We start from the raw sequence: 24,424 nt of genomic DNA on the forward strand, positions 1-24,424 counted from the left end.
CATGAAATGACGGAAAGGCCGTGTGCCGGATGAGTATGTGGGCATGTGTAAAGCGGTGGCTCTCACAGGCAACCTGCGACAAGATGGAACTGAATCGGAAAATTATCCGGATCAGGAAATGTTTTGACGAGGCAAATGATGTTGTCTGCGGCAGAAAGAAAAAATAAGCGCGGCAGAGAGGTTTTCTGTGACCGCCGGAGCGGTAAGCGAATGCGGTGGAAAAGCTTTGAATGCAGCAGGATATTAATGGAAGGAGAAAATAATATGGAAACAGTATTTACAAGCGCAAATTTTGATGCTGATGTTCTGGGCTCAGAGATCCCGGTAGTTGTGGATTTCTTTGCGACATGGTGCGGCCCGTGCCGTATGATGGCTCCGGTGATCGAAGAGCTCGCTGAGGAGTACGACGGAAAAGTAAAGATCGGCAAACTCGATGTAGACGAGAACAGTGATATTGCTGCCCGCTACGGAGTTATGTCTATCCCGACGATCATCCTTTTTAAGAACGGAGAAGTTTTTTCCAAGAGCGTTGGACTTCAGGATAAAGAAGTTCTGGAAAATGCGATCAAGGAAATGTTGTAGGAAATATAATGGAAAAGCCGGCAAACCTGCATGTTTGCTGGCTTTTTTAATCGTTTCATTTGTACCTGTTTTTTGAAAAACAAAAAAATTAAAAAAATTTCAAAAAAGGTGTTGACTTTTTTCTTGGTTTATCCTATAATACAAAACGTGCCACGGATGAGGCAAACAAAACAAAGAAAAACAACAAACCAAGCACCTTTAGCTCAGCTGGTAGAGCAGTAGACTCTTAATCTATTTGTCCAGGGTTCGAATCCCTGAAGGTGCACGAAAAAAAGCACTGTTTTAGCGGATGATAAGCCGCCGGGACGGTGTTTTTTGTTACACTGATATCGAATCATTCAATAATCATATCATTCGTTCAAATATTTGTTATCCATTATATATTCCCGATTTTATGATTTTAATTTAATTTTAAAATGTGATATACTATATAAATAGAAGAAGTGTATGAAAAATTTACCAACAGGATCCTCATTCAGGGGATCCTGTTTCGGAATCACAGGTAATTAAAGGGAGATTAAAAGGATGAAAGAAATCAAGATCACAGAGATCGAAAACATCAGGATCGGCAGCGCAGAGAATAAAGAAGCGGGGACCGGGTGTACGGTTATTATCTGCGAGCGGGGCGCGGCAGCTGGGCTGGATGTCCGCGGGGGCGGTCCGGCATCCAGGGAATCAGAGCTTTTAAAGCCTATGGCGGCAGCTGACGTGATTCAGGCAGTTTTACTCAGCGGCGGAAGTGCGTTCGGCCTGGATGCGGCTGGGGGCGTTATGGAGTATCTGGAAGAACGTGGGATCGGCTTTGATGTGGGAATCACGAAGGTGCCGCTTGTATGCGAGTCCTGCCTGTTTGACCTGATGGTCGGGGATTTTAAGACGAGACCGGATAAGGCCATGGGATACGCGGCGTGTGAGGGCGCGGAGAAGAATAATTATCAGGATGGAAACTTCGGCGCTGGAACAGGCGCGTCCGTCGGAAAGCTGGGGGACAAGTCTCTCTGCATGAAGGGCGGGATCGGAAGCTATGCGGTGCAGATTGGGGATCTGAAGGTCGGCGCAATCGTTGCGGTGAATGCGAGAGGCGATATCTATGACTGGAAGGACGGAAAGAAGGTCGCCGGTCTTTTAAATGCGGACAGGAAGACATTTGCGGACACAGAAGAAGCCGTTTATAAGAGCTATGAAGTGGTCAAGAACAAGTTCACCGGCGCGACCGAGAATACGACCATCGGTGCGGTGATTACGAACGCGGCATTCCCGAAGAGCAGCCTCTGCAAGATCGCCGGGATGGCTCACGACGGCTATGCGCGGGCGATCCGCCCTGTTCATACTTCTTCCGACGGAGACAGCATCTACGCGCTGTCTGTGGGCGATGTGAAGGCAGATCAGGATATGGTCGGAACCCTCGGTGCCCAGGTTATGGCGGAGGCGATCCTGAGGGCTGTGAGGAGCGCGGAGTCGGCCTACGGACTTGTTGGAGCGAAGGATTTGTAAAAAAGAGTGAAAAAGAGCGGCTGCCCGGCAAAGCTTTGCCGATATGACAGCCGCTTTTTCTATACGGTTACATCTGTCCTGTCACGCGCAGGTACAGACCAAGCTCCATCTCAAGCGCCTCTGAAATTCCGCGCTCATCTAATTGGAAATGGCAGTTATGGTGCGGGGAAGAGGTAATCGGGCGTTCGGGATCAGCCATTCCGATCTGGAAGTAGGCACCCGGCTTCTCAAGAAGATAGTAGGCAAAATCCTCACCGCCAAGGGCATCCGGGCGCTCGTAGACGGTATATCCGAGGTCTCTTGTGACACTGCGGACCGTTTCGATCTCCTCCGGCACGTTGATGGCTGCCGGATAGCCCAGAGTCGTGGTCACATCGCAGGTGAGGCCGAATCCGGCGCAGATCCCCCTGCTGATGGAGTGGATGGAGTCAAAGACTTTGTCGATCAGGTCATTGTTTAAAGTGCGGACATTGCCGCCAAGAGTCACGGTATCCGTGATGATATTCGGATACTGGCCGCCATTTATATAGGAAACCGTAAGAACACCGCCTTCCAGCGGATTCTTTTTTTCAGCCAGGATCTGGTTTAAAGCAGATCCGACCATGCAGGCCACGGGGACCGGATTCAGGGCATTCTGCGGATAACCGCCATGACCGCCCTTTCCATGGATCTTCACTTCATAAATACCGATCGCTGCGGAATACGCCCGGGGAGTCACGGCGATGGTGCCGAGCGGAAACGCGGAAGCACAGTGGAAACCATAGATGAGATCGACATCCTTCATGGCACCTTCCTCGCAGAGCGCCTTAGCGCCTCCCGGGAGCTTTTCCTCGGCTGCCTGAAAGATCAGCTTCACAGTTCCACGGACAAGCTCCGGATGGGCTGTGAGGACCTTTGCGAAGGTTAAAAGGACTGCGGTATGGATATCGTGTCCACAGGCATGCATAACGCCGGGAACCTCGGACTTAAACGGGAGATCATTTTCTTCCTCCACCGGGAGTGCGTCGATGTCCGCGCGGAACGCGATGCATGGGCCGGTTTTTTCGCCTTTTATGACAGCGACCGTGCTGGTTCCGGAGATCCCTTCCATCAGCGGGACGCTCAGGGCATTCAGGGTGCTGCGGATGTAAGCGGCAGTGTCTGTCTCCTGAAAGGAGAGCTCCGGGTGTCGGTGCAGGTAACGGCGTGTTTCGATCAGTTCTTTTTCATAAGGGCTTGTGATGGACTTGACAAATTCTTTCATATAAAACCTCCGTTTTTCTCGTTTATACTATTTGTAGGAACAACTTATAGGAACAACAGCTTATTGGTCTGTGGCTGGATCAAACGACACATTTGCGATCACGACTTCATTGTTAGTCCCGACCCGCATCGCCGGTCCCCAGACACCGGCGCCGGAGGTGACAATAGACGTCATAGCCCCCTTTTTCAGGACTCCGCAGGCGTTTTCCCAGAGAAAATGGACCACAAGGTTTGCCGGAAACATCTGACCGTCATGGGTGTGTCCGGAGAGGTCCAGGTCGACACCGGCATCGGAGGCCTCTGACAATTCTCCCGGCTGGTGATCCATGACGATGATGGGAAGTGAGGGATCGAGAGGTTCGGTGATCTCAGAAAAGGTTTTCCGCAGGAGCTGTTCTTTTTTTGCCATATCCTTATCCCGGCGGCCGACAAGATAGAATGCATTATTGATGCAGACGGTCTCGTCCTCCAGCATCGTGATACCGGCGTGGTGCAGAAATTCCGTAAACCGCCCGTCCCGGACGATCGTTTCCTTCTGTGGAAATGTGAATCCGGCGAGGATCTTCTCGCTTACGTCATGGTTGCCCCAGCAGGCGTATGTGCCGTACCGGCTCTTGATATCGGATAGAATGTCAGCCACCTCATCCGGGTCCTTGATCGCGTTGTAATCATTGTCGAAGAGATCTCCGGCAATGCAGACGAGATCGACATTTTGGGAGTTAATGGTGTCTACGATCTTTCTTACATGGGACTTCGTGGAGTTGTATCCAAGGTGAAGATCTGCGATCAGGGCGATCTTAAGTCCCGGAAGAGAAGAACTCTTTTCGATAACGACCGGATCCTGCCGCACATAGACCCGTCTTGCATGCAGGACACCGTAAATGCTGACCATAAGGATCAGGCCAATGGCAAAGCCGCCAAAGATCACGAGATTTTTCGGCATGGTATGCAGCATGGCCGGGTACCGGTATTTCATAAAGAAGGAATGGCCGGTGACACGGCGGATCACGTCGAAGGTGATGATAAAAAGCAGGATATATTCCAGAGTGCCGAGCCAGTAGTTGCTGATCACCCGGAGAAAATGGTGAAGTGGTTCTTTTGTGATCAGAAATCCGGTCAGCGGGCTGACGGCAAAAAACAGATAGAGGACTGTGACAGGGATCCTGAAAAACAGTGAATGAAGCGCCGGGGAGCAGGAATCCGCCCAGGCGTAGAGCCATAAAAGAATGTATGTCTGAAATAACAGGTAGATCGGAGATAAAAATACAGCTAACATGAGATACTCCTGATGCTTCGTGGACAGGAATGGTGTATAATGATTCCTGTACGGTGGTTTATGGTGTAAGTATAGCGAACACTTTAGCAATTTGCAATGGAAAAGAAGAAAAGAGGTTGTTATGATCGATCTGACAGGAATGATCTCCATTCCATATTTAAAGAAGACAACATTTACCGGGAGTGAAAAGGGAACGAATTTTATGATCCGGAAGATCAGCGGAGAGGAAGGCGAGCCGGATAAGATCCAGGCGGTCATCTGGCCGGGGCCGTTTATTTTTTCTGTGACGGAAGATGAAAAAAAAACGTATCAGGAATTTGAATTCAGCGAGGACGGGATCAAAGCGGCAGTAGCCTGGCTGAATGAGGTGACATAGAGAGGAATCCTGTATACAAAAAGGCCCGGAAGTTTTCGGGGTGAAAATATTTTAAGAACGAGTATGACCGGTGAAGTTAAGCCGGTTATACTCGTTCCCTGTTTTATAGACTTTAGCCGATCTGCGTATACAGAGCATTAGATCTGATGTACAGATGTGGGAGACGTTCCCTACATCGACGGTGTTCTCGCCACAAGATCCAGTGTCACATCCGTAAATCTCTGCTTTAAGAGCGCGCAGATCTCCTTCCGCTGCTCCATAAGCTTCGGGATCATGTCCTCGGTGAGCTGGAGTTTTGCGCACCACGGCGCATCGGCCTTTGGGTCTGCGGCAGCGGGATCCGGGTACACGCGGACGCGGAAATCGCGGAATCCAAGGTCGGAGAGGGATTTTTCCGCCCATTCCACATCCTTTAACACAGAAGCTTCGATGGAAATTCCCGACGGAACTCTCGTCGCAAGACAGGCGTAGGCGGGCTTGTTCCATGTAAATAATCCGGCATTTCGGGAATATTCCCGGAGTGCCGTTTTTGTTATTCCGGAAAGGCGCAGCGGGGACAGTACCTTCATTTCTTTTAAAGCGCGCATGCCCGGGCGGTCACCGGCGTCATCGGAGGCATTCGTTCCGTCCATGATTTCGGTAAAGCCGTCCTCCTTTGCGGCTTTCAGGATTCCGCCGAATACCTGATTCTTGCAGTAGTAACAGCGGTCTTTCGGATTGCTCTTTACGACTTTATCCGTCAGCACATCAAAGGGCAGGACCGTCATGTCCGCGTGTAATGATTCAGCGAGAAGCTTCGCGTCATCTAACTCAAATTGCGGCTGGAACGGAGTGGAGACATAGTAAGCATGTACATTTGCTCCGCAGGCCTTTGCGGCATAGAGAAGATAAGAGGAATCCGTTCCGCCGGAAAAAGCAAGAGCGATGGTAGAATGCTCCGCAAAAAATTCCCGGAGTGCGGCCGGAACGCAGTCTATGGAAACGTTGATCGTGTTGTTCATAAGGAATTCTCCGTCCTTTCATATTCTCAAGTTGAACGTCCGTGAGACTTGCCGCGTGATTCTGGTCAGAGAAGCTGACATATTTCTATCAAAATTACTGCGCATCCTCGCGGAGCGTTTATCTTAGCAGCCTCGTACGGGCGGCCATATCTTCATAGTAAAATGGTAGGTTTAATTTACTCATTATAATTCGCAGAGACGCAGAAGTCAAGCTTGTAACCGGGAAGGTGTTACCGTCAGGCGGAATTCCCGATTTTTATAGATTTTCAGTATTTTCATTTCAGTATGTTTGTTATATCATAGATGAATAAAATGACAAGGAGGATGCAGGCTATGGAAGACAGAGGACTAATCGTGAAGACATCCGCGTATATAGACCGTCACAGGGACGAGATGCTGTCGCTATGGGAAAAGATCGTTTCTATCGAAAGCGGAACCCCGGATAAAGAGGGCGTTGACCGGGTAGGTGCGGTCTTAAAGGATGAACTGGAAAGTGCCGGAGTGGAGACAGCTGTGATCCCGATGGAACGTTTCGGAAACCTCCTGACAGGTGTATGGAATAAAGAGGCAGCAGGCCAGCCCATCGTCCTGATCGGACACATGGACACGGTATTCGCGAAAGGCACGCTGGAGAAAAATCCGTTCCGCATCGATGAGAACGGAAATGCCCACGGACCGGGAGTTCTGGATATGAAGGCGGGACTTGTGATCGCTGTCTACGTTTTAAAGGCGCTCCATGAGTACGGATATGGGAAACGCCCGATCCGCGTTGTCTTTGCGGGAGATGAGGAGAACGGACACCGTCAGACAAATGCGGAGTCAGAGATCCGGAAACTCTGCGCGGGATGCGCGGCGGCATTCAACTTTGAGACGGGATTTATCGATGACGGACTCGTTGTTGGAAGAAAAGGTTCCTGCCGTGTGACACTCACCGTTCACGGAGTCGCGGCCCACGCTGGAAATGATCCGCAGCGCGGAAGAAACGCGATTTTGGAGATGGCGCATAAGATCATCGAGATCCAGAAGCTTCATGACTTTGAACATGGACTTTTTGTGAATGTAGGTGTGATTCAGGGCGGAACGGTTGCAAACGCAGTGGCTGCGTCCTGTGAGGTTGGAATCGACATCCGCTACGACAGCTTTGAACGCCTTGAGGAAACACTTCAGGCGATCAAAAAGATTGCGGAGACGAGAACTGTCCCGGATACGACGGCAGATGTGACCTGGACGAAGCCGAGCACGGTAATGCCGGTATCGGAGAAAAATCTGGAACTTTTCCGCCATGTCCAGAAGACGGCAGACATGATCGGTTACGGAAAGCTGCAGACAAAGAAAGTTGGCGGCTGGTCCGATTCCTGCCTGGCTGCGGCGGAAGGCGTTCCGGTAGTTTGCGCCATGGGCGTCAAGGGCGCGAACAATCATTCAATGGAGGAGTATGCGGTAGCTGAGACACTGTTTTCCAGAGCGAAACTGGCGTTGGCTTCCATCATTACGTTTTGACAGACATGAAAGAGACAAGAAAAAAATATGACATGCTGACGGACAATCCGGGAAAATCCCTGCTTTTCTTCGTGCTTCCGATGATACTCGGAAATCTATTTCAGCAGTTTTACAACATCACGGACTCAGTAGTGGTAGGAAAATTCGTTGGGGAACAGGCGTTAGCGGCGGTTGGCGCATCCTATGCGATCACGAACGTCTTTATTGCCATCGCCATCGGCGGCGGAATCGGAAGCTCCGTGGTGATCTCCCAGTTTCTGGGAGCGGGAAAACTCGCGAAGATGAAGACGGCAGTCTACACAACGATGTTCAATTTCCTTGGGATTGCGGCGTTTCTGGCAGCAGTGGGGCTCCTGTTCAACAATCGGATCCTGAATCTCGTCAACGTACCGGAGGATATTTTCTCAGATGCGGCGCTGTATCTGGCGATCTACTTTCTCGGACTGCCGTTTCTGTTCATGTATAACGTTCAGGCATCGATCTTCAACGCACTGGGAGATTCAAAGAAGCCGCTGTACCTTTTGATCTTCTCTTCCCTGTTAAACATCGTGCTGGACATGATCCTCGTGATCATTTTCAAGCAGGGCGTCCGGGGCGTTGCGTTGGCGACATTGATCGCACAGGGAATCTCGGCGGTGATCTCCTTCCTGCTTCTGATGCGGAAGCTAAAGGGGTATCCTGCCGAGGAACCGGTGCGTCTCTACAGCGGAGAGATGGCGGTCTCCATGGTGAAGATTGCCGTTCCGTCCACACTGCAGCAGTCCATCGTCCATATCGGAATCCTGCTGGTCCAGTCTGTGATCAACAGCTTCGGCTCCACGGCGATCGCCGGATACTCCGCGGGCATGCGGATCGAGTCCTTAAGCATCGTGCCAATGCTCGCCATGGGAAATGCCATGTCAACCTTCACAGCCCAGAATATGGGGGCCGGAAAGATCGACCGGGTGAAGGAAGGTTACCGGATGTGCTATGTGATCGTCCTGACGGCGGGTGCGGTGCTCTGCATAATGTACCAGCTGGCAGGAGGCGCATTCGTGTCCCTGTTCCTTGACAGCGGCAGCAGTGAGGCGTATTCGGTGGGACTCAGTTATGTGAAGTTCTTATCGTTTTTCTACTCATTTATCGGCCTCAAGGCGTCCACGGACGGTCTGCTGCGCGGCGCAGGTGATGTGACGGCATTTACGGTGGCAAACCTCGTGAATCTCGCGATCCGTGTCAGCGTGACGAACCTGTTTGCACCGATTTATGGAATCCAGGTAGCATGGATGGCGGTTCCCCTTGGCTGGGCTGCGAATTATGTGATCTCGTTTGGATGGTATCTGACAGGAAAATGGAAGAAGGTCCGCGTGATAAAGAAGTAAGATATAGATAGGTATACAGTATCAATTACAGAAGAAAGGACAGAAATCATGGAACAGAAAATACTTGCTTACTTAAAAGAACATGAGACGGAGATCTTTGAGGACTTAAAATCTCTGGTCCTGACAGAGGCCAGCACTTCAGATATTGAGGCTCTGGCAAAGGTGCGGGAAAAGCTGGTCATGCTGATCAAGGAGCGCACAGGAGAGGACTGCTTTGTCTACGAGGCGGAGAATGGACACTGTCCGGTGCGGTTCCAGTATGGAAAGGGTACGGAGAAGATCCTGTTTATCGGTCATTATGACACCGTACATCTCATCGGTGCGCTGAAGTATTATACAGAAGGAAATGAGCTCCACGGGCCGGGTGTTTATGACATGAAAGGCGGACTTATTTCCGCGATCTGGACTGTAAAGGCATATAAGGATCTTGGGATCGATCCGGGAAAGAGGCTGGAATTCATCTTTAATGGTGACGAGGAGACCGGAAGCGCTGAGTCTACCGATATCATTTGTGAGCTTGCGAAGGACGCGAAGGCGGCGCTTGTCTGCGAGCCGTGTACAGCGAACGGAGATTTAAAGACAGGAAGAAAAGGCCTTGTCCGTTTTACCGTAAGGATTCATGGAAAGGCATCCCATGCAGGAAATGCCCATAAAGAGGGGATCAACGCCATCGAGGAACTGGCACATGAGATCCTCGCGATCCAGAAACTGACAGATTACGAGGCTGGAACTACCGTCAATGTGGGCGTTTGCAGCGGCGGTACAAAACCGAACGTTGTCCCGGCAGAGGCAGAGATCGAGATCGACTGCCGCGTAAAGACAGCCGCCGAGGGCGACAGGATCCGCAAGGCGATCAACGAGATCAGGACGACGGTTCCGGGAACCACAAGGGAAGTCATCGAACGGGACAGCAAGATGCCGATGGAGGAGACGGAGGCGAACATGGCGCTCTTTGAGAAGGCGAAGATCTGCGGCGAGAAGGTCGGGCTTAAGTTTTCCCATCAGTTTGTGGGCGGCGGCAGCGATGGAAACGAGGTGTCCGCTCTGGGTATCCCGGCCCTTGACGGTCTCGGCGCAGCTGGTGACGGGGCCCACTCCGCAAACGAGTACATCCTGATCGACCAGTATATTCCGAGGATCGCGATGCTGGCTTCGTTTGTGCTGATGATCTGAGAGATTTCAATACATAAGATATAAACAGAGAGCGTATTGCCTAAAAAAGGTGGTACGCTCTCTGTTTATAAGAAGCTATTTAGTTTTTGATCGGAAACGTGATCTGCGCCTTAAACAGGTCGCCATCGATGATCAGCTCGAACTTTCCGCCCTGAAGGGTTGTCAGGTCTTTCGCGATGGAAAGTCCAAGTCCGCTTCCCTCCGTGGTTCGGGAAACGTCACCACGGACGAATCGCTCGGTGAGCTCATCCGGGCTGATGTTTAACGGGTTTGCGGACACATTCTTGATCGTGAACACAACGTCGGCGCCATGGTCCTCGATTGTAACATAGACGCGGGTTCCTTCTAACGCGTACTTGAATGCGTTATTATAGAGGTTTTCAAGGACACGCCATAGCCTTCGTCCGTCTGCCTCGATCATGATGACCTCGTTCGGAAGTGTGTTGACGATCTCCAGATGGCGGATCGCGTATTTTTCCTCAAATTCTCCGGTCGTCTGCTGGACAAGTTCCACGAAATCGATATTTGTGATCTCCAGCTTGATATTTCCGGAGCTTGCGCGGGAAGCTTCCACAAGGTCCTCGGTCAGTGTCTTTAACCGCTGGGATTTCTGATCCAGAACCTCCAGATATTTCTGAACCGTCGGGTCTTCAATGTGCTGGCGCTTGATGAGGTCCACATAGTTGATGATGGAGGTCAACGGTGTCTTGATATCGTGGGACACGTTCGTGATCAGGTCGGCCTTCAGGCGTTCACTCTTTACCTGTTCGGCAAGAGCTGTCTCCAGACCGTCACTGATACGGTTCAGTCCTTCGGCGAGTTCCGCCTCCAGACTCGAGAAATCATTGACATCCACCTTGTAGCTCGTCTCCCCGGAGGCGAGTTTTTCGATGGCGGCATGGATCTTGTCCGTCTGGTCCGCATTCCGGTAGATAAAGTAGAATACCAGAAGGTTTCCGGCGATCCAGGCAATCATCACGAAGATGAACGGCATGAACTGGAAAACGGAATTTTCATGATGGAAGATCATGAATGCCCCCACGGTGATCATGAATACGTTGTATGCAAGATACAGCACAAAGCCTATTGTGATCCGGTAGCGGAATGTGCTCTCGGAGAGTGTTTCTGTGAGGTCGTGCAGGAAGCTGTTTTTCCAGAGGGTTTCCGCTTTGTATCGGCGAAGCAGGCTGAAAAATGTCAGAATGCTGCAGAAATACAGGTATCCAAAGGCCACTAAAAGGTTTGCGCGGTCCCAGTAATCTGATACCACTACCAGATGCAGGAGCTTTGATGTCACCGGCGCCATGATGTGGATGCAGAGGTAGGACACGAATGCCATCAGGAGCAGCATGAAATCCGTTTTTGTCCGGTCAAATGGGTAAAGCGTGATGGTCCGGTCAGAGATCGACGCATGTCCGGACAGAAACAGCAGGAATGCGAAGGTCACGAGGGAACCGGCAAGTCCCGCGATCGTAATATAAAGTCCGTTGGAGAAATTCACGCGGGACTTATTATAGGCGGTATATGCCTGGGCATAGTCATCGTTCGCCTTGTAGGATGTGTCGAGACCGATGACCACATAGTAGCTGTTGCCGTTGTACGGGTTATTTTTCGACATCAGCGCCGGGATACTCGGAAAGTTGGATTCGAAGTTCGTCCGGACCGCAAGGTCGTTGGAGTCTCCGGAATAGTAGATATATCTTCCCATGGCCATGATGTCATCATTGGACATCTCCGGCGCGTTGGTATGGATCTCATAGATCGCATTATTTTTTGAGTAGTACGCCACGCGGAAATAGAGATTCGTAAAGTCGCTCATGAGTCTCGAGTAGATCGAGTAGTAGGAAGAGAAACGCCTTAAGATCTCATACGTCAGGTCCGGCATCGTCGAGAAAGACTGATCCGGGCTCGTTAAGTCTTCCTCAGACTGGTAGCAGCGGTAGCGGACATAGACCTGTTCCTGGTCTTCCTCGGACAGAGTCTCCGGACCACCCTTTAACGCGTAGTTGTCGGACTCGTCCATGTAGTAGCCCAGGGATTTTCCGTACTGGATAATATCGTCCAGAGTGTAGGATTTCTCACCGCCAGGTCCCGTGGTGACTTCCAGGACGACCTGGGAGTAGTCGACCTCACCGTTTACCTCGAAAATATCCTGATACTGGACATAATCGAAGATATTTGTGATATCTGCCTGGACTTTTTTGCTGAAATCCGGGGACTGTTCAAAGGTCTCCGTCTTGATCCAGTCGAGACCCCGGCCGTAGTTGCTGTTTAAATACATGAACCCGATTCCGACGAGTGTCACGCAGGCAAAGAGAAAGTGAAGGAAGCCGACGAGACGCTTGAAAAATGAGTTTGTCTTTTTTTCTGCCATCTGGACTCTCCTTACTGTTTCTCAATCTTATAGCCGACGCCCCAGACTACCTTTAAGTAGCGGGGTTCTTTCGGGTTGATCTCGATTTTCTCGCGGATATGGCGGATGTGGACGGCAACAGTGTTATCTGCACCAATTGCGTCTTCATTCCAGATTTTTTCGTAAATTTGGTCAATAGAGAAAACCTTCCCCGCGTTCTTCACGAGAAGAAGCAGGATGTTGTATTCGATCGGTGTCAGCTTGATCGGTTCGCCGTCAACGGTGACTTCCTTGTTCTCATCATTGATCATCAGGCCGCCGCACTTGTAGACCTGTGAGCTGCCCTGCTGGTTTAAATTTCCGAGCTGGGTGTAGCGGCGGAGCTGGGATTTTACGCGGGCTACCAGCTCTAACGGATTAAACGGCTTTGTGATATAGTCGTCGGCGCCGATATTTAAGCCTAAGATCTTATCGGTATCCTCGGATTTCGCGGAGAGGATGATGATCGGGATACTGCTGGTCTCGCGGACCTTAAGTGTGGTGCGGATCCCGTCGAGACCCGGCATCATGACATCCACGATCATTAAGTTTACTTCATTCTTCTCCAGAAGCTCCAGCGCTTCGTAGCCGTCGTAGGCCTTAATTACATTGAAACCTTCGCCGGTCAGATAAATATTGATCGCTTCTACGATCTGTTTGTCGTCATCGCAGACGAGAATGGTTGGCATAATCGATTCCTCCTCATATCAGACATAATAAAAGATGAAAAATCGTAACTGACCATGTTTCCAGTTACGAAAAAATCAAATCAAAGAAAAAATATATCATAATTCAGTATAGCATAAAAATGATGCAAAAACATAAGGAACGTTCTTAAATTTTTATGTAGAGATGTAAAGGGTGTTACAGTACACGGGTACTCTATGCCCGCGCACTGTAACAGGATTTTGCCGATGCTTCGCATTCCGAATCGGCAAAATCCGCGGCCATAACGGTATCATACGGAATTTTCAGTTCAGAAAAGCTTTTGATACAACGCGGCGATTTGATGCAGTGACATAGGTAAAAAAATACGAACGTAAAAATTTGTGTATAATGTTGTGAAATAGAAGAATAAATAATTGCGCAAGAGGTTAAAACAATAAAAAAATATAGAAAACTTTGTGAGAATTGTACAAAATATATATTTTAATGTGAAATGGTTGATAATAATTGTGCAATGTGCTATGATTGAATTAACTTAAAAAAGAAGCCGTGATAGGAGAGCAAAATGTAATCAGCTAACGATTAGCTGTTGCTTGGTGCGCTCCTTTTCTTTTTGAGAAATGGAGAAAAGTTTAGTGAAACATTATTTTTATCAGGCACTGGAAGAAAACCCGATCATCGCAGCGATCAAAAACATGGATGATCTGGAGCTTTGCTGTTCGCTGGAAGAGATCCGCGTGGTATTTGTCCTGTTCGGCGATATCTGTACGATCCGGACGATCGTAAAACGTTTAAAGGACGCCGGGAAGATCGTGATCGTGCATGTAGACCTGATCGTGGGTTTAAGCAGCAAGGAGATCGTGGTGGACTTCATTAAAATGTCGACAGAGGCAGATGGGATCATTAGTACAAAGGTCCCACTGATCAGAAGGGGAAATGAACTGAATTTCATAACGGTCCAGAGGTGCTTTTTACTGGATTCCATGGCGTATGAAAATTTAAGACAGCAGCAGCATCAGGTGAAGCCGGATTATATCGAGGTTCTTCCGGGAATCATGCCGCAGGTCATCTCAAAGATGTGTAAGGTGTCGAAAGCGCCGATCATCGCGGGTGGACTGATCTCCGAGAAAGAATCCGTTATGAGCGCCCTCTCAGCGGGAGCGATGGCAGTTTCATCTACGAATCATGAAGTCTGGAAGCTGTGAATAGACTGATAACACAAGCAGTTTCAACGCCGGGAAAAGGGCAGTTGAGATAAAGCATGGGAAAAACTATATTGAAGGAGGAATTGGTATGGCAAAGTATGTAATGGCACTCGACGCGGGGACAACCAGCAACAGGTGTATCCTGTTCAACGAAAAAGGTGAGATGTGCAGTGTAGCGCAGAGAGAGTTTACCCAGTACTTCCCGAAGCCGGGCTGGGTAGAGCACGATGCAGACGAGATCTGGGCAAGTATGCTGGGTGTTGCCGTAGAGGCGATGAACATGATCGGTGCCACCGCAGAGGACATCGCGGCGATCGGTATCACAAACCAGCGTGAGACAACGATCGTCTGGGATAAGAATACCGGAGAGCCGATCCATCACGCGATCGTCTGGCAGTGCCGCAGAACATCGGAATACTGCGACACCTTAAAAGAAAAAGGCCTGACCGACAAGTTCAGAGAGAAAACAGGCCTCGTGATCGATGCATACTTCTCAGGCACAAAGGTAAAATGGCTGCTTGACAATGTACCGGGCGCGAGAGAAAGAGCGGAGAAGGGCGAGTTGTTATTCGGTACGGTTGAGACATGGCTGATCTGGAAACTTACAAAGGGTGCGGTTCATGTCACAGACTATTCCAACGCATCCCGTACAATGCTCTTCAATATCAATACTTTGCAGTGGGATGATGAGATCTTAGCGGAACTCGATATCCCGAAGTGTATTCTTCCGGAGCCGAAGCCGTCAAGCTGCATTTACGGAGAGACAGATCCGTCTTACCTCGGCGGACCGATCCCGATCGGAGGAGCTGCTGGTGACCAGCAGTCCGCACTGTTCGGACAGACCTGCTTCAATCCTGGCGAGGCAAAGAATACATACGGAACCGGCTGCTTCATGTTGATGAACACCGGTGAGAAGCCGATTTTCTCAAAGAATGGTCTTGTTACAACAATTGCATGGGGCTTAGACGGAAAAGTCAACTACGCTCTTGAGGGCTCTATCTTCGTTGCAGGCGCTGCGATCCAGTGGCTCCGCGATGAGTTAAGAATTATCGATTCCGCACCGGATTCCGAGTACATGGCAAAGAAAGTAAAGGATACGAACGGCTGCTATGTTGTACCGGCATTCACAGGTCTCGGAGCTCCGCACTGGGATCAATACGCGCGCGGAACGATCGTAGGAATCACCCGTGGTGTCAATAAGTACCACATTATCCGCGCGACTCTGGAATCCCTCGCATATCAGGTAAACGATGTTCTGGAAGCGATGAAGGCAGATTCCGGTATCGAGCTTGCGGCTCTTAAGGTTGACGGCGGCGCAAGTGCCAACGACTTCTTAATGCAGACACAGGCCGATATCATCAACGCGCCGGTGAACCGTCCACAGTGCGTAGAGACGACAGCTATGGGTGCTGCTTATCTTGCAGGTCTCGCAGTTGGTTACTGGAGCAGCAAGGAAGACGTCATCAAGAACTGGGCAATCGATAAGACCTTCGAGCCGAAGATCGAAGCCGCTGAGAGAGAAAAACGGATCAAAGGCTGGAATAAGGCTGTGAAATACGCTTACGGATGGGCGAAGGAAGACTAAACGAGATATAAAATGAGGAAAAGGTTTCGGGTAAGAATTACAGCTTGCGGAGAACGGACTTGAATGGAATGATTACTCGAAGTTGTGGGAACAAAACAGAAAGTTTTGAAAAAACAGAAAACTGTCTCCGGCTTTTGAGGGGAACGAAAGCCGGAGATGACTAAAACAACAAAAAGGGGGATTTTTTATGCTGCCTTATATTGCAGAGTTTCTTGGAACCATGATGCTTATCATCCTCGGTGATGGTGTTGTTGCAAACGTAAACCTCAACAAGTCCGGAATGAAAGGTGCAGGAGCTGTCCAGATCACACTGGCATGGGGCCTTGCGGTTCTGGTGCCGGCATTTATCTTCGGAGAAGCTTCCGGCGCATCCTTTAACCCGGCACTCACGATCGCTCTTGCGGTTGACGGAAGTTTCGCATGGTCTATGGTGCCCGGATATGTGATCGCACAGCTGGCAGGTGCATTTGTCGGCGCATCGATCGTTTACCTGCTCTTCAAGGGACAGTTTGACGCTACAGAAGATCCGGGAACAAAGCTTGGCGTATTCTGTACAGGTCCGTCGATCCCGAACACTGGATTAAACATTTTAAGCGAAGCAGTCGGTACATTTATCCTCGTTTTCGCGATCAAAGGTATTGGCAATGTAACAGGACTTTCCACAGGTGTTGATAAACTCTTCGTATTCGGAATCATCGTTTCCGTAGGCATGTCCCTCGGCGGACTTACCGGTTACGCGATCAACCCGGCAAGAGACTTAGGACCTCGTCTTGCACATGCAGTCCTTCCGATCAAGGGCAAAGGCGATTCCAACTTCTCTTACGGTCTTGTAGTTCCGATCGTTGGACCGATCATCGGTGCAATCGTGGCGGTTCTCCTTTATGGAGCAATCCCGTGGTAGGATAAAAACAGAGGGCTGTGCCCGGTGCAGTACAGCTTAACAATCAGATAATTATGGCATGAGATGAGAGAGCCTGACAGGATAACCGCATAAGGGTATGCGTTTACTTGGCGGGCTCTTTTCTCTCAAGGACGGACGCTGCCGGATTCCCAAGGTTGTGGGATATGGCGGAAAACTTCTAAAAGAGACAGGATGTAAAGGAGTGAACGGTAAATGTATGATGTGATCATAATCGGAGCAGGAGTAGCCGGGGCAGCATCTGCGAGAGAATTGTCGCGCTATCAGGCAAAAATCTGCGTGCTGGAGAAAGAGGAGGATGTCTGCTGCGGTACTTCCAAGGCAAACAGCGCCATTGTCCACGCGGGCTATGACGCGGCAGAAGGCTCCCTGATGGCAAAACTCAATGTACGCGGAAATGAAATGATGGAACAACTGTCGAAGGACCTGGATTTTCCGTTTAAGAGAAATGGTTCACTGGTAGTCTGCCTGCATGAAGACGAGATGCCGGGGCTTGAAGCTCTTTATAAACGAGGAATCACAAACGGAGTTCCGGGCTTAAGGATCTTAAACCGGGAAGAACTTCGGGCAATGGAGCCGAATATTTCCGATGAGGCATGTGCAGCTCTTTATGCGCCCACGGGAGGAATCGTATGTCCGTTTAACTTAAATATCGCGATGGCGGAAAATGCCAACGCGAATGGAGTAGAATTCCATTTTGATACGGAGGTCACCGACTTAAGACCGGTGGAAGACGGCTGGGAGATCCGGACAAGCAAGGGCACGTATAAGACGCGGTATGTCGTGAACGCGGCGGGTGTCTACGCGGATAAATTCCACAACATGGTAAGCAACAAGAAGATCCATATCACCCCAAGACGTGGAGATTACTGTCTGCTCGATAAAACTGCCGGAAATCATGTGAGCCATACGGTGTTTGCTCTTCCCGGAAAATACGGAAAAGGCGTTCTCGTGACACCGACGGTCCACGGAAATCTGTTGGTGGGACCGACAGCGATCGATATCGAGAATAAAGAGGGAACGAACACGACGAGAGAGGGCTTAAATGAGGTTATCACAAAGGCAGAGATGAATGTGAAGAACATTCCGATGCGTCAGGTGATCACTTCCTTCGCAGGACTCCGTGCCCATGAGGATGGACATGAATTCCTGATCGGTGAGCTGGAGGACGCGAAAGGCTTTATCGACTGTGCGGGAATCGAGTCTCCGGGTCTGACAAGCTCCCCGGCGATCGGTGAGATGGTGGCGGATATCCTGAAAGAGAAGATGGATCTCAGGGAAAAAGAGAACTTTATCGCGACGAGAAAAGGCGTTCTGAACCCGAATACTTTAAGCAAGGAAGAACGGCTCCGGTTAATTAAGGAAAAACCGGAGTACGGAAATATTATCTGCCGATGCGAGATGATCACGGAAGGTGAGATCATTGATGCGATCCGAAGACCTTTAGGTGCAAAATCCTTAGACGGAGTAAAACGCAGAACGAGAGCCGGAATGGGGCGCTGCCAGGCAGGCTTCTGTTCCCCGAGAACTATGGAGATCCTTGCAAGAGAATGCCATAAGAGCATGTTTGAGATCACAAAATCCGGCGGAAACTCGCAGATCGTCAAGGGAATCAATAAGGATTCGTTATAAAAGGGAGGTGTCAGAGCATGAAATCGTATGATATTGTGATCATCGGAGGCGGGCCGGCGGGTCTTGCCGCTGCAGTTTCCGCGAAGAAAAACAGAATCGGGAGTATTCTGATTCTGGAACGTGACAGGGAGTTAGGCGGAATCTTAAACCAGTGCATTCATAACGGCTTTGGACTCCACACCTTCAAGGAAGAACTCACGGGTCCGGAGTACGCGGGACGGTTTATTAAACAGGCAGAAGAATTAAATATCGAGTATAAACTGAATACCATGGTCATGGATATCAGTGAGCAGAAGATCGTGACGGCCATGAACCGGGAGGAAGGTCTCTTTGAGATCCGGGCGAAGGCAGTGATCCTCGCAATGGGATGCAGAGAGCGGTCGAGAGGCGCTTTAAATATTCCCGGATATCGACCGGCGGGAATCTTCTCTGCAGGTACGGCTCAGAGGCTTGTAAACATTGAGGGATATATGCCGGGACGCGAAGTTGTGATCTTAGGTTCCGGAGATATCGGACTCATCATGGCGAGACGAATGACGCTTGAGGGTGCGAAGGTTAAAGTCGTTGCGGAGCTGATGCCGTATTCCGGCGGATTAAAGAGAAATATCGTCCAGTGTCTCGATGATTATGGAATTCCGCTAAAGTTGAGCCATACGGTGGTGGACATCAAGGGAAAAGAGAGGTTGGAAGGAATTACACTGGCCCAGGTAGACGGAAAAGGAAAGCCGATTCCCGGAACGGAAGAGGAATACAGCTGTGATACGCTGCTTCTCTCCGTCGGACTGATCCCGGAGAATGAGATATCCAGGGGAATGGGCGTGGACATGAACCCGGTGACATCCGGACCGAAGGTCAATGAAAGTCTTGAGACGAATATTGAGGGTGTTTTCGCCTGCGGAAATGTGCTTCATGTCCATGATCTCGTGGATTTTGTATCTGAGGAGGCGGCGATTGCCGGAAAGAATGCGGCGGCCTATGTGAAACAGGGCGAGAACCGTCCGTCCGGCGGACATGAGATCGTCTTAAATCCGACTGAAGGTGTGCGCTACACAGTTCCGGGAACCATCGATCCGGCGAGAATGGACGAGGAGCTGACCGTTCGTTTCCGCGTGGGTGGTGTTTATAAGAACTGCTATGTGAGTGCGTATTTCGGTGACGAGCGTGTGATCCACAGAAAACGTCCGGTCGTGGCACCGGGGGAGATGGAGGAACTGAAATTCAAAAAGGCAGATCTTTTGAAATATCCGGATCTTGAGACGATCACGGTCAAAATCGAGGAGGCATAGACGATGGAGGAAAGAAGATTAACATGTATCGGCTGTCCGATGGGCTGTCCTCTTGTCGTAACGATGGACGGCGGTGAGGTTGTAAGCGTGACGGGAAATACCTGTAAGCGCGGCGAGATCTATGGACGGAAAGAAGTGACAAACCCGACGAGGATCGTGACTTCCACAGTCCGGGTATCCGGCGGAAGTATCGACATGGTGTCGGTGAAGACGAAAGAAGATATCCCGAAGGGAAAGATCTTTGACTGTGTGAAAGCGTTAAAGACAGTCGAGGTTGCTGCTCCGGTGCATATCGGGGATGTGATCATGAAGGACGTTGCCGGAACGGGAGTTGATGTTGTGGCGACGAAGAACGTGGAGTAAGAGTAAGTAAGGTCAATAAATGCAAGAAATATAGGTGATGATTGAGGTGCTGTCCGCTTACCGTTTTCTGAGGAGAATGGAAGTCGGGCAGTTCCTTTTTATGTGGGAAATTGCAACAAAGCTGCATGTGTCAGAATTTCCTGAAAATATGTATCTGGGTGTGCTGTTTGTGAAAATCAGAACATCCGTCCTGAACCTGTTTTTAGTGGATTCAGGACGGATGTGTTACTTGCAAAATATATATTTTTAGTTGAACTTAAAGATTGCAGTCCCGTACGCCGGCAGCGGATACGCAAAGGAGTATGGCTGGCCATCGCACTCGCTCTTCTTGGAGCGGGCGGAGAATGCATGCTCGCCGCGCTTGTAGAGCCCATGCTCGGAATCCAGGATCAGGGAGTAGGTTCCGGACTTCGGAACGCCTACCCGGTAATCGTCGCGTGCAACCGGTGTAAAGTTAATGACGAATAAGAGATTCTTCTTGCCCGTCTCATCACGGCGGATAAAACTGAAGATGCTGCGGTCACCATCGTTGGCGTTGATCCACTGGAAACCGTTCCAGTCGGAATCCATCTGCCACAGTGCCGGATATTTCTGGTATACATGCAGCAGGTCGCTGTAATATTTCTGCAGGTCTTTGTGAAGCGGCTCGTCGGCGAGATACCAGTCGAGGGAAACCTTCTCATCCCACTCATGATACTGACCGAAATCCTGGCCCATAAACAGGAGCTTCTTTCCCGGATGCCCCATCATGAAGGTGTATCCTGCTTTCAGATTCGCAAATTTGTCACCATTTAAGCCCGGCATCTTGTTGATCATGGAACACTTCAGGTGAACGACCTCGTCGTGGGACAGCGTCAGGATATAATTCTCACTGGTGGCGTAGGTGATGCCGAATGTCATCTTATTGTGGTTGAATTTTCTGAAATATGGATCCAGTTTCATGTACTCCAGGAAATCATGCATCCAGCCCATGTTCCACTTGAAGGTGAAGCCGAGACCTCCCTCTTCCGGCGGTTTTGTGACACCCGGCCATGCGGTGGACTCCTCAGCGATCATCATGGCACCGGTGAGATGTCCGGTGAGGACACTGTTCAAATGGCGGAAGAACTCGATGGCTTCGAGGTTCTTGTTCTCGCCGTACTTATTCGGAACCCAGTTTCCATCGCTGCGGCCGTAATCCAGGTACAGCATGGACGCGACGGCATCTACGCGGAGACCGTCAACATGGAAGTTCTCTACCCAGTAGAGGGCGTTAGCGATCAAGAAGTTTTTGACCTCATTTTTGCTGTAATCGAAGACCTTTGTGCCCCAGTCCGGGTGCTCGCCCTTTCGCGGATCTGCGTATTCATAGAGCGGCTGACCGTCGAAGTCGGCAAGTCCGTGGGCATCCTTCGGGAAGTGGGCCGGAACCCAGTCAAGGATGATACCGATCCCTTTTTTGTGGAGGTAGTTCACAAAGTACATGAACTCTTTTGGAGTGCCGTAACGGGAAGTCGGCGCGTAGTAGCCGGTAACCTGATAGCCCCAGGAACCGTCGTATGGATGTTCCGCAATTCCCATGAGTTCTACGTGGGTGTAGCCCATCTTCTTTACATAATCAGCCAGCTCGTGGGCAGCTTCCATATATGTATAGTAACCTTCCTTCTGTGGACGGTCTTTCTTGCGCCAGGAACCGAGATGGACCTCGTAGATTGCCATCGGGGATTTCACAGGATCAGCTTTTTTTCTTGTCTCCATCCAGGCTGCGTCATCCCATTTGAAGCCGTTAATGTCTTCTGTGATAGAAGCGGTTCCCGGACGGAATTCCGCATGGACCGCATACGGGTCAGCCTTGAACAGGATCATTCCCTCCTGTGTGGTGATCGCGAATTTATAGAGTTCTCCGAGACCGACGCCGGGAATAAACGCCTCGTAGATTCCGGAGTCAGCTAACGGGGACATCGGTGCGGCGTCCGGATCCCAGCCGTTGAAATCGCCCACAACACCGACGGCCTTTGCGTGGGGAGCCCAGACGGCAAAATACATTCCGGCTTTCCCCTTATAAGTCTTTGGATGTGCACCAAGTTTTTCGAAGATTTTATAATGGGTCCCCTGTCCGAAGAGATACCGGTCCAGTTCGGTGATGAAACCGAGACCGATCTCCTTTGTTTTGGCAGGAGCTGTGGTTTTCTTTGTTCTTGTCATCACTTAAACCTCCTGAAGTTTAAAGATCGCGCCGCCGTTTGCCGGGAGCGTGACGGAAAGTCTGCCGTTTTCGAGGGAGAATGGGATCTCTCCGGGCAGCAGGGATACAACATCTGAGGCTGCGCATGGCAGCGGGATCGAGATGGATGCCGGCTGTTCATCATTATTGACAGCGGAGATCACGGTTCCATGTTCCCCGGACCGGCTGAAAGCATACTGGCGGTTCGTGAGGAGAAGTTCCTTGTAGGAGCCGTTGTGGAACGCGTCATTTTCTGTGTGGATTTTTCCGAGTGCCGCGATGTGGGACGCGAGCTCCGGAGCTTTTCCAAGCATGTCAGACAGGTTGAGTGCCGGGCGAAGGACCTCATCGGATGTTCTGGAACGCTTTCCTTCAATTCCCCACTCACTTCCATAATAGACAGAAGGAATTCCGGGGAGAGTGAAGAGAAGCTGGTACACCGGAAACAGGTTTGCCAGGTTGTTTAATTTACTTGCGATCCGGTCCTCGTCGTGGTTGTCCACAAAGGTGTAAAGCGATCTTCCCACCGCCTCCAGACGTCGCACATTGTGGGCAATCTCAAAGTAGTTGTGGTCATTGTGACCGGAGTAGAGCGCCTTGTGAAGCTCATAGTTTGTCACGGAATGCAGCATTTCCGGGTTCACCCAGCGGTTATATTCGCCGTGGATCACCTCGCCCATGAGCCAGAAATCAGGTTTCATGGCGGAGGTCTTTTCCCGGAGCTCTTTCATGAACCCGAAATCCAGGACGTTCGCGCAGTCCAGGCGGATCCCGTCGATATTGAAGTTGTCGACCCAGAACCGGATCGAGTCGAACAGATACTGGCGGATCTCCGGGTTCCAGAGATTTAAGCAGGGGAGCTCGAAATGTCCCTGCCAGGCCTCGTAGCCGAATGGGTCACCCAAAGGGCTTCCCCAGCCGAAGTTTACGCCGCGGTACCAGTCCTTATACGGGGAAGCTTCCCGCTTTTCGCGGATATCCTGGAAAGCGAAAAACTCACGTCCGGTATGGTTGAAGACGCCGTCCACCACAACGCGGATTCCGTTTTCATGGCAGAGGCGCACAAAACGGGCAAAATCTTCGTTGGAACCAAGTCTGCGGTCCACGAGACGGAAATCTTTTGTATCGTAGCCGTGGGTGCAGGACTCAAAGAGCGGTCCGATGTAGATCGCGGAGCCATTTAAGTCGCTGATATGCGGGATCCAGGACTCAAGCTCCGTGAGCCGGTGGGCGGTCTCTGTGAGCGTGTTTGTTTTTTCTGCCCCCAAAAGTCCAAGGGGATAAATATGGTAAAAGACAGCCTGTTCGTACCAGGTATGCATGGTTATCAGACCTCCTGAAGCTCCCGTTTTTTCAGGCGGCGGAGAAGAAACTGATACCGGAGCTGCGCGGCGTTCAGCTCATAGATATAGCAGTCGACTAAGGTCGGGTCAACGACCTGTTCGAACTGGTTCTGGGCGGATAAGATCGCCGTTTTGCTGAGCTCGATCTGGCGCTTCAGTTCATTTGTTTCCCGGCGGTAAGCCTGTTTGGAAGCATTTTTTTTCGAAAAAAACATAAATATCATACCCCAATTCCTTTACGGATAGTGCCAACAGCAGTCTGTTTCAGGCGGCCGAAGGCTGTTTTGCCGAATTTTGTTCACAGATAGGCTTTGCCGGATCGCGGCGCGTCTGTCTGTGGAGAAAACCAGAAGTTTCTGTAATTGGTAGTATGAGGATCATTCACCCGGAATATTCAGGATTCCGGATATTTTTCAAGCTCTTCTTTCAGACGACCGAGCTTGTCGATGGCGCTTTTGTTTGTGAGATAATAATAATTACACACGCCTTTTCTTAAAACATTGATCAGGCCGGTATCTTTTAAGATCTTTAAATGGTGAGAGACAGCAGGGCGGGAGAGACTTGTCCGGTCCGTGATCTCGTTGACATTTAAGCCGGGGATCCGTCCTTCACCAGTGGTCTGCGTCTCAAAGAGACACTGCAGGATCGTCAGTCTTGTTCGGTCACCGAGCGCAATAAATAAAGGAATGCACTCTTCAAAGATATCGCCCAGAAGATTTTCTGCGATCATGAATTCTCTCCTTTCCGGAATGTTTTGGTTTAAAAATTTAAACTTAATTGCATTTTACCATTTTTCCTGAATTGCGTCAATGAATTGTTCAACAT

The 24,424-nt window shown here is 50.2% G+C and carries 22 protein-coding genes and 1 tRNA gene; 14 read left to right on the forward strand and 9 right to left on the reverse strand.

Going from position 1 to position 24,424, the window contains the following annotated elements; translation table 11 throughout:
- Nucleotides 1-29 precede the first annotated feature (29 nt).
- The 4 genes from GPK83_RS07695 to GPK83_RS07710 all read left to right on the forward strand — a co-directional run bounded on the left by GPK83_RS07695 (nt 30) and on the right by GPK83_RS07710 (nt 2,076).
- A complete protein-coding gene (locus tag GPK83_RS07695) occupies nt 30-167 on the forward strand; it encodes a hypothetical protein (RefSeq protein ID WP_165859928.1) in 138 nt (45 codons plus the stop codon).
- Nucleotides 168-264: 97 nt separating this feature from the next.
- Nucleotides 265-582, forward strand: a complete 318-nt coding sequence (gene trxA, locus GPK83_RS07700; RefSeq protein WP_117513504.1) for a thioredoxin — start codon at nt 265-267, stop codon at nt 580-582.
- A 192-nt stretch (nt 583-774) separates the two neighbouring features.
- Nucleotides 775-847 (forward strand) — tRNA-Lys (locus GPK83_RS07705).
- A 260-nt stretch (nt 848-1,107) separates the two neighbouring features.
- Nucleotides 1,108-2,076 (forward strand): P1 family peptidase, encoded by a 969-nt coding sequence (locus GPK83_RS07710; RefSeq protein ID WP_015552862.1) that lies wholly within the window; start codon nt 1,108-1,110, stop codon nt 2,074-2,076.
- Between the two features lie 67 nt (nt 2,077-2,143).
- Here GPK83_RS07710 and GPK83_RS07715 read toward each other — a convergent pair whose 3' ends face one another.
- Complete coding sequence (locus tag GPK83_RS07715) at nt 2,144-3,319, reverse strand: amidohydrolase (RefSeq protein ID WP_215704458.1); 1,176 nt, start codon at nt 3,317-3,319, stop codon at nt 2,144-2,146.
- Between the two features lie 60 nt (nt 3,320-3,379).
- The gene (locus tag GPK83_RS07720) at nt 3,380-4,594 is read right to left on the reverse strand and encodes a metallophosphoesterase (protein ID WP_215704459.1); all 1,215 of its coding nucleotides are present in this window, start codon (nt 4,592-4,594) and stop codon (nt 3,380-3,382) included.
- 121 nt (nt 4,595-4,715) lie between these two features.
- On the opposite strand from GPK83_RS07720, the gene GPK83_RS07725 reads away from it, so the two are divergent.
- On the forward strand, nt 4,716-4,970 hold the full coding sequence (locus GPK83_RS07725) for a hypothetical protein (protein ID WP_215704460.1): 255 nt from the start codon (nt 4,716-4,718) through the stop codon (nt 4,968-4,970).
- A gap of 170 nt (nt 4,971-5,140) precedes the next feature.
- Here the strand turns inward: GPK83_RS07725 and larE are convergent, their stop codons facing one another.
- A complete protein-coding gene (gene larE, locus GPK83_RS07730) occupies nt 5,141-5,971 on the reverse strand; it encodes an ATP-dependent sacrificial sulfur transferase LarE (protein ID WP_215704461.1) in 831 nt (276 codons plus the stop codon).
- A gap of 333 nt (nt 5,972-6,304) precedes the next feature.
- Here larE and GPK83_RS07735 point away from each other — a divergent pair, with 333 nt between their 5' ends.
- From GPK83_RS07735 to GPK83_RS07745, 3 genes are read left to right on the forward strand one after another with little or no spacing between them, the layout of a single operon-like run.
- Nucleotides 6,305-7,471, forward strand: coding sequence for a M20 family metallopeptidase (locus GPK83_RS07735; protein WP_215704462.1), 1,167 nt, complete (start codon nt 6,305-6,307; stop codon nt 7,469-7,471).
- A 5-nt stretch (nt 7,472-7,476) separates the two neighbouring features.
- Nucleotides 7,477-8,832 (forward strand): MATE family efflux transporter, encoded by a 1,356-nt coding sequence (locus GPK83_RS07740; RefSeq protein ID WP_118597648.1) that lies wholly within the window; start codon nt 7,477-7,479, stop codon nt 8,830-8,832.
- A 48-nt stretch (nt 8,833-8,880) separates the two neighbouring features.
- Complete coding sequence (locus GPK83_RS07745; protein WP_117513465.1) at nt 8,881-10,005, forward strand: M20 family metallopeptidase; 1,125 nt, start codon at nt 8,881-8,883, stop codon at nt 10,003-10,005.
- A 79-nt stretch (nt 10,006-10,084) separates the two neighbouring features.
- Here the strand turns inward: GPK83_RS07745 and GPK83_RS07750 are convergent, their stop codons facing one another.
- Together GPK83_RS07750 and GPK83_RS07755 are read right to left on the reverse strand one after the other, a co-directional pair.
- The gene (locus GPK83_RS07750; RefSeq protein WP_215704463.1) at nt 10,085-12,379 is read right to left on the reverse strand and encodes a HAMP domain-containing sensor histidine kinase; all 2,295 of its coding nucleotides are present in this window, start codon (nt 12,377-12,379) and stop codon (nt 10,085-10,087) included.
- 11 nt (nt 12,380-12,390) lie between these two features.
- Complete coding sequence (locus GPK83_RS07755; protein WP_015552872.1) at nt 12,391-13,086, reverse strand: response regulator transcription factor; 696 nt, start codon at nt 13,084-13,086, stop codon at nt 12,391-12,393.
- Between the two features lie 612 nt (nt 13,087-13,698).
- On the opposite strand from GPK83_RS07755, the gene GPK83_RS07760 reads away from it, so the two are divergent.
- The 6 genes from GPK83_RS07760 to GPK83_RS07785 all read left to right on the forward strand — a co-directional run bounded on the left by GPK83_RS07760 (nt 13,699) and on the right by GPK83_RS07785 (nt 20,053).
- Complete coding sequence (locus GPK83_RS07760; RefSeq protein ID WP_117471189.1) at nt 13,699-14,268, forward strand: glycerol-3-phosphate responsive antiterminator; 570 nt, start codon at nt 13,699-13,701, stop codon at nt 14,266-14,268.
- An 88-nt stretch (nt 14,269-14,356) separates the two neighbouring features.
- A complete protein-coding gene (glpK, locus tag GPK83_RS07765) occupies nt 14,357-15,853 on the forward strand; it encodes a glycerol kinase GlpK (RefSeq protein WP_117513461.1) in 1,497 nt (498 codons plus the stop codon).
- Nucleotides 15,854-16,040: 187 nt separating this feature from the next.
- Nucleotides 16,041-16,754 carry an MIP/aquaporin family protein gene (locus GPK83_RS07770; protein ID WP_117513458.1) on the forward strand — a complete coding sequence of 238 codons (714 nt, stop codon included), beginning with the start codon at nt 16,041-16,043 and terminating at the stop codon, nt 16,752-16,754.
- Between the two features lie 213 nt (nt 16,755-16,967).
- Complete coding sequence (locus GPK83_RS07775; protein ID WP_215704464.1) at nt 16,968-18,404, forward strand: NAD(P)/FAD-dependent oxidoreductase; 1,437 nt, start codon at nt 16,968-16,970, stop codon at nt 18,402-18,404.
- A gap of 17 nt (nt 18,405-18,421) precedes the next feature.
- Nucleotides 18,422-19,690, forward strand: a complete 1,269-nt coding sequence (locus tag GPK83_RS07780; protein ID WP_215704465.1) for an FAD-dependent oxidoreductase — start codon at nt 18,422-18,424, stop codon at nt 19,688-19,690.
- A 3-nt stretch (nt 19,691-19,693) separates the two neighbouring features.
- Complete coding sequence (locus tag GPK83_RS07785) at nt 19,694-20,053, forward strand: DUF1667 domain-containing protein (RefSeq protein WP_015552878.1); 360 nt, start codon at nt 19,694-19,696, stop codon at nt 20,051-20,053.
- Between the two features lie 246 nt (nt 20,054-20,299).
- Here GPK83_RS07785 and glgB read toward each other — a convergent pair whose 3' ends face one another.
- The 4 genes from glgB to GPK83_RS07805 all read right to left on the reverse strand — a co-directional run bounded on the left by glgB (nt 20,300) and on the right by GPK83_RS07805 (nt 24,329).
- Entirely contained in the window at nt 20,300-22,237 is a 1,938-nt protein-coding gene (gene glgB / locus GPK83_RS07790) for a 1,4-alpha-glucan branching protein GlgB (RefSeq protein WP_215704466.1), read from the reverse strand.
- A 3-nt stretch (nt 22,238-22,240) separates the two neighbouring features.
- Nucleotides 22,241-23,578 (reverse strand): alpha-amylase family glycosyl hydrolase, encoded by a 1,338-nt coding sequence (locus GPK83_RS07795; protein ID WP_215704467.1) that lies wholly within the window; start codon nt 23,576-23,578, stop codon nt 22,241-22,243.
- Nucleotides 23,579-23,583: 5 nt separating this feature from the next.
- A complete protein-coding gene (locus GPK83_RS07800; RefSeq protein WP_117471201.1) occupies nt 23,584-23,814 on the reverse strand; it encodes a YaaL family protein in 231 nt (76 codons plus the stop codon).
- Nucleotides 23,815-23,993: 179 nt separating this feature from the next.
- Nucleotides 23,994-24,329: a metalloregulator ArsR/SmtB family transcription factor gene (locus GPK83_RS07805; protein ID WP_215704468.1), complete on the reverse strand. Its 336-nt coding sequence runs from the start codon at nt 24,327-24,329 to the stop codon at nt 23,994-23,996.
- Nucleotides 24,330-24,424: the final 95 nt, after the last annotated feature.

Source organism: Clostridium sp. MCC328 (assembly GCF_018785465.1).
In the GTDB taxonomy this organism is placed as follows: Bacteria; Bacillota; Clostridia; order Lachnospirales; family Lachnospiraceae; genus Pilosibacter; species Pilosibacter fragilis.

What these genes read in the sequence shown, in the direction of transcription:
- GPK83_RS07695 (WP_165859928.1), top strand. Translation starts at nt 30, where the DNA reads ATGAGTATGTGGGCATGTGTAAAGCGGTGGCTCTCACAGGCAACCTGC.
- trxA (WP_117513504.1), top strand. Translation starts at nt 265, where the DNA reads ATGGAAACAGTATTTACAAGCGCAAATTTTGATGCTGATGTTCTGGGC.
- GPK83_RS07710 (WP_015552862.1), top strand. Translation starts at nt 1,108, where the DNA reads ATGAAAGAAATCAAGATCACAGAGATCGAAAACATCAGGATCGGCAGC.
- GPK83_RS07715 (WP_215704458.1), bottom strand. Translation starts at nt 3,319, where the DNA reads ATGAAAGAATTTGTCAAGTCCATCACAAGCCCTTATGAAAAAGAACTG.
- GPK83_RS07720 (WP_215704459.1), bottom strand. Translation starts at nt 4,594, where the DNA reads ATGTTAGCTGTATTTTTATCTCCGATCTACCTGTTATTTCAGACATAC.
- GPK83_RS07725 (WP_215704460.1), top strand. Translation starts at nt 4,716, where the DNA reads ATGATCGATCTGACAGGAATGATCTCCATTCCATATTTAAAGAAGACA.
- larE (WP_215704461.1), bottom strand. Translation starts at nt 5,971, where the DNA reads ATGAACAACACGATCAACGTTTCCATAGACTGCGTTCCGGCCGCACTC.
- GPK83_RS07735 (WP_215704462.1), top strand. Translation starts at nt 6,305, where the DNA reads ATGGAAGACAGAGGACTAATCGTGAAGACATCCGCGTATATAGACCGT.
- GPK83_RS07740 (WP_118597648.1), top strand. Translation starts at nt 7,477, where the DNA reads ATGAAAGAGACAAGAAAAAAATATGACATGCTGACGGACAATCCGGGA.
- GPK83_RS07745 (WP_117513465.1), top strand. Translation starts at nt 8,881, where the DNA reads ATGGAACAGAAAATACTTGCTTACTTAAAAGAACATGAGACGGAGATC.
- GPK83_RS07750 (WP_215704463.1), bottom strand. Translation starts at nt 12,379, where the DNA reads ATGGCAGAAAAAAAGACAAACTCATTTTTCAAGCGTCTCGTCGGCTTC.
- GPK83_RS07755 (WP_015552872.1), bottom strand. Translation starts at nt 13,086, where the DNA reads ATGCCAACCATTCTCGTCTGCGATGACGACAAACAGATCGTAGAAGCG.
- glpK (WP_117513461.1), top strand. Translation starts at nt 14,357, where the DNA reads ATGGCAAAGTATGTAATGGCACTCGACGCGGGGACAACCAGCAACAGG.
- GPK83_RS07770 (WP_117513458.1), top strand. Translation starts at nt 16,041, where the DNA reads ATGCTGCCTTATATTGCAGAGTTTCTTGGAACCATGATGCTTATCATC.
- GPK83_RS07775 (WP_215704464.1), top strand. Translation starts at nt 16,968, where the DNA reads ATGTATGATGTGATCATAATCGGAGCAGGAGTAGCCGGGGCAGCATCT.
- GPK83_RS07780 (WP_215704465.1), top strand. Translation starts at nt 18,422, where the DNA reads ATGAAATCGTATGATATTGTGATCATCGGAGGCGGGCCGGCGGGTCTT.
- GPK83_RS07785 (WP_015552878.1), top strand. Translation starts at nt 19,694, where the DNA reads ATGGAGGAAAGAAGATTAACATGTATCGGCTGTCCGATGGGCTGTCCT.
- glgB (WP_215704466.1), bottom strand. Translation starts at nt 22,237, where the DNA reads ATGACAAGAACAAAGAAAACCACAGCTCCTGCCAAAACAAAGGAGATC.
- GPK83_RS07795 (WP_215704467.1), bottom strand. Translation starts at nt 23,578, where the DNA reads ATGCATACCTGGTACGAACAGGCTGTCTTTTACCATATTTATCCCCTT.
- GPK83_RS07800 (WP_117471201.1), bottom strand. Translation starts at nt 23,814, where the DNA reads ATGTTTTTTTCGAAAAAAAATGCTTCCAAACAGGCTTACCGCCGGGAA.
- GPK83_RS07805 (WP_215704468.1), bottom strand. Translation starts at nt 24,329, where the DNA reads ATGATCGCAGAAAATCTTCTGGGCGATATCTTTGAAGAGTGCATTCCT.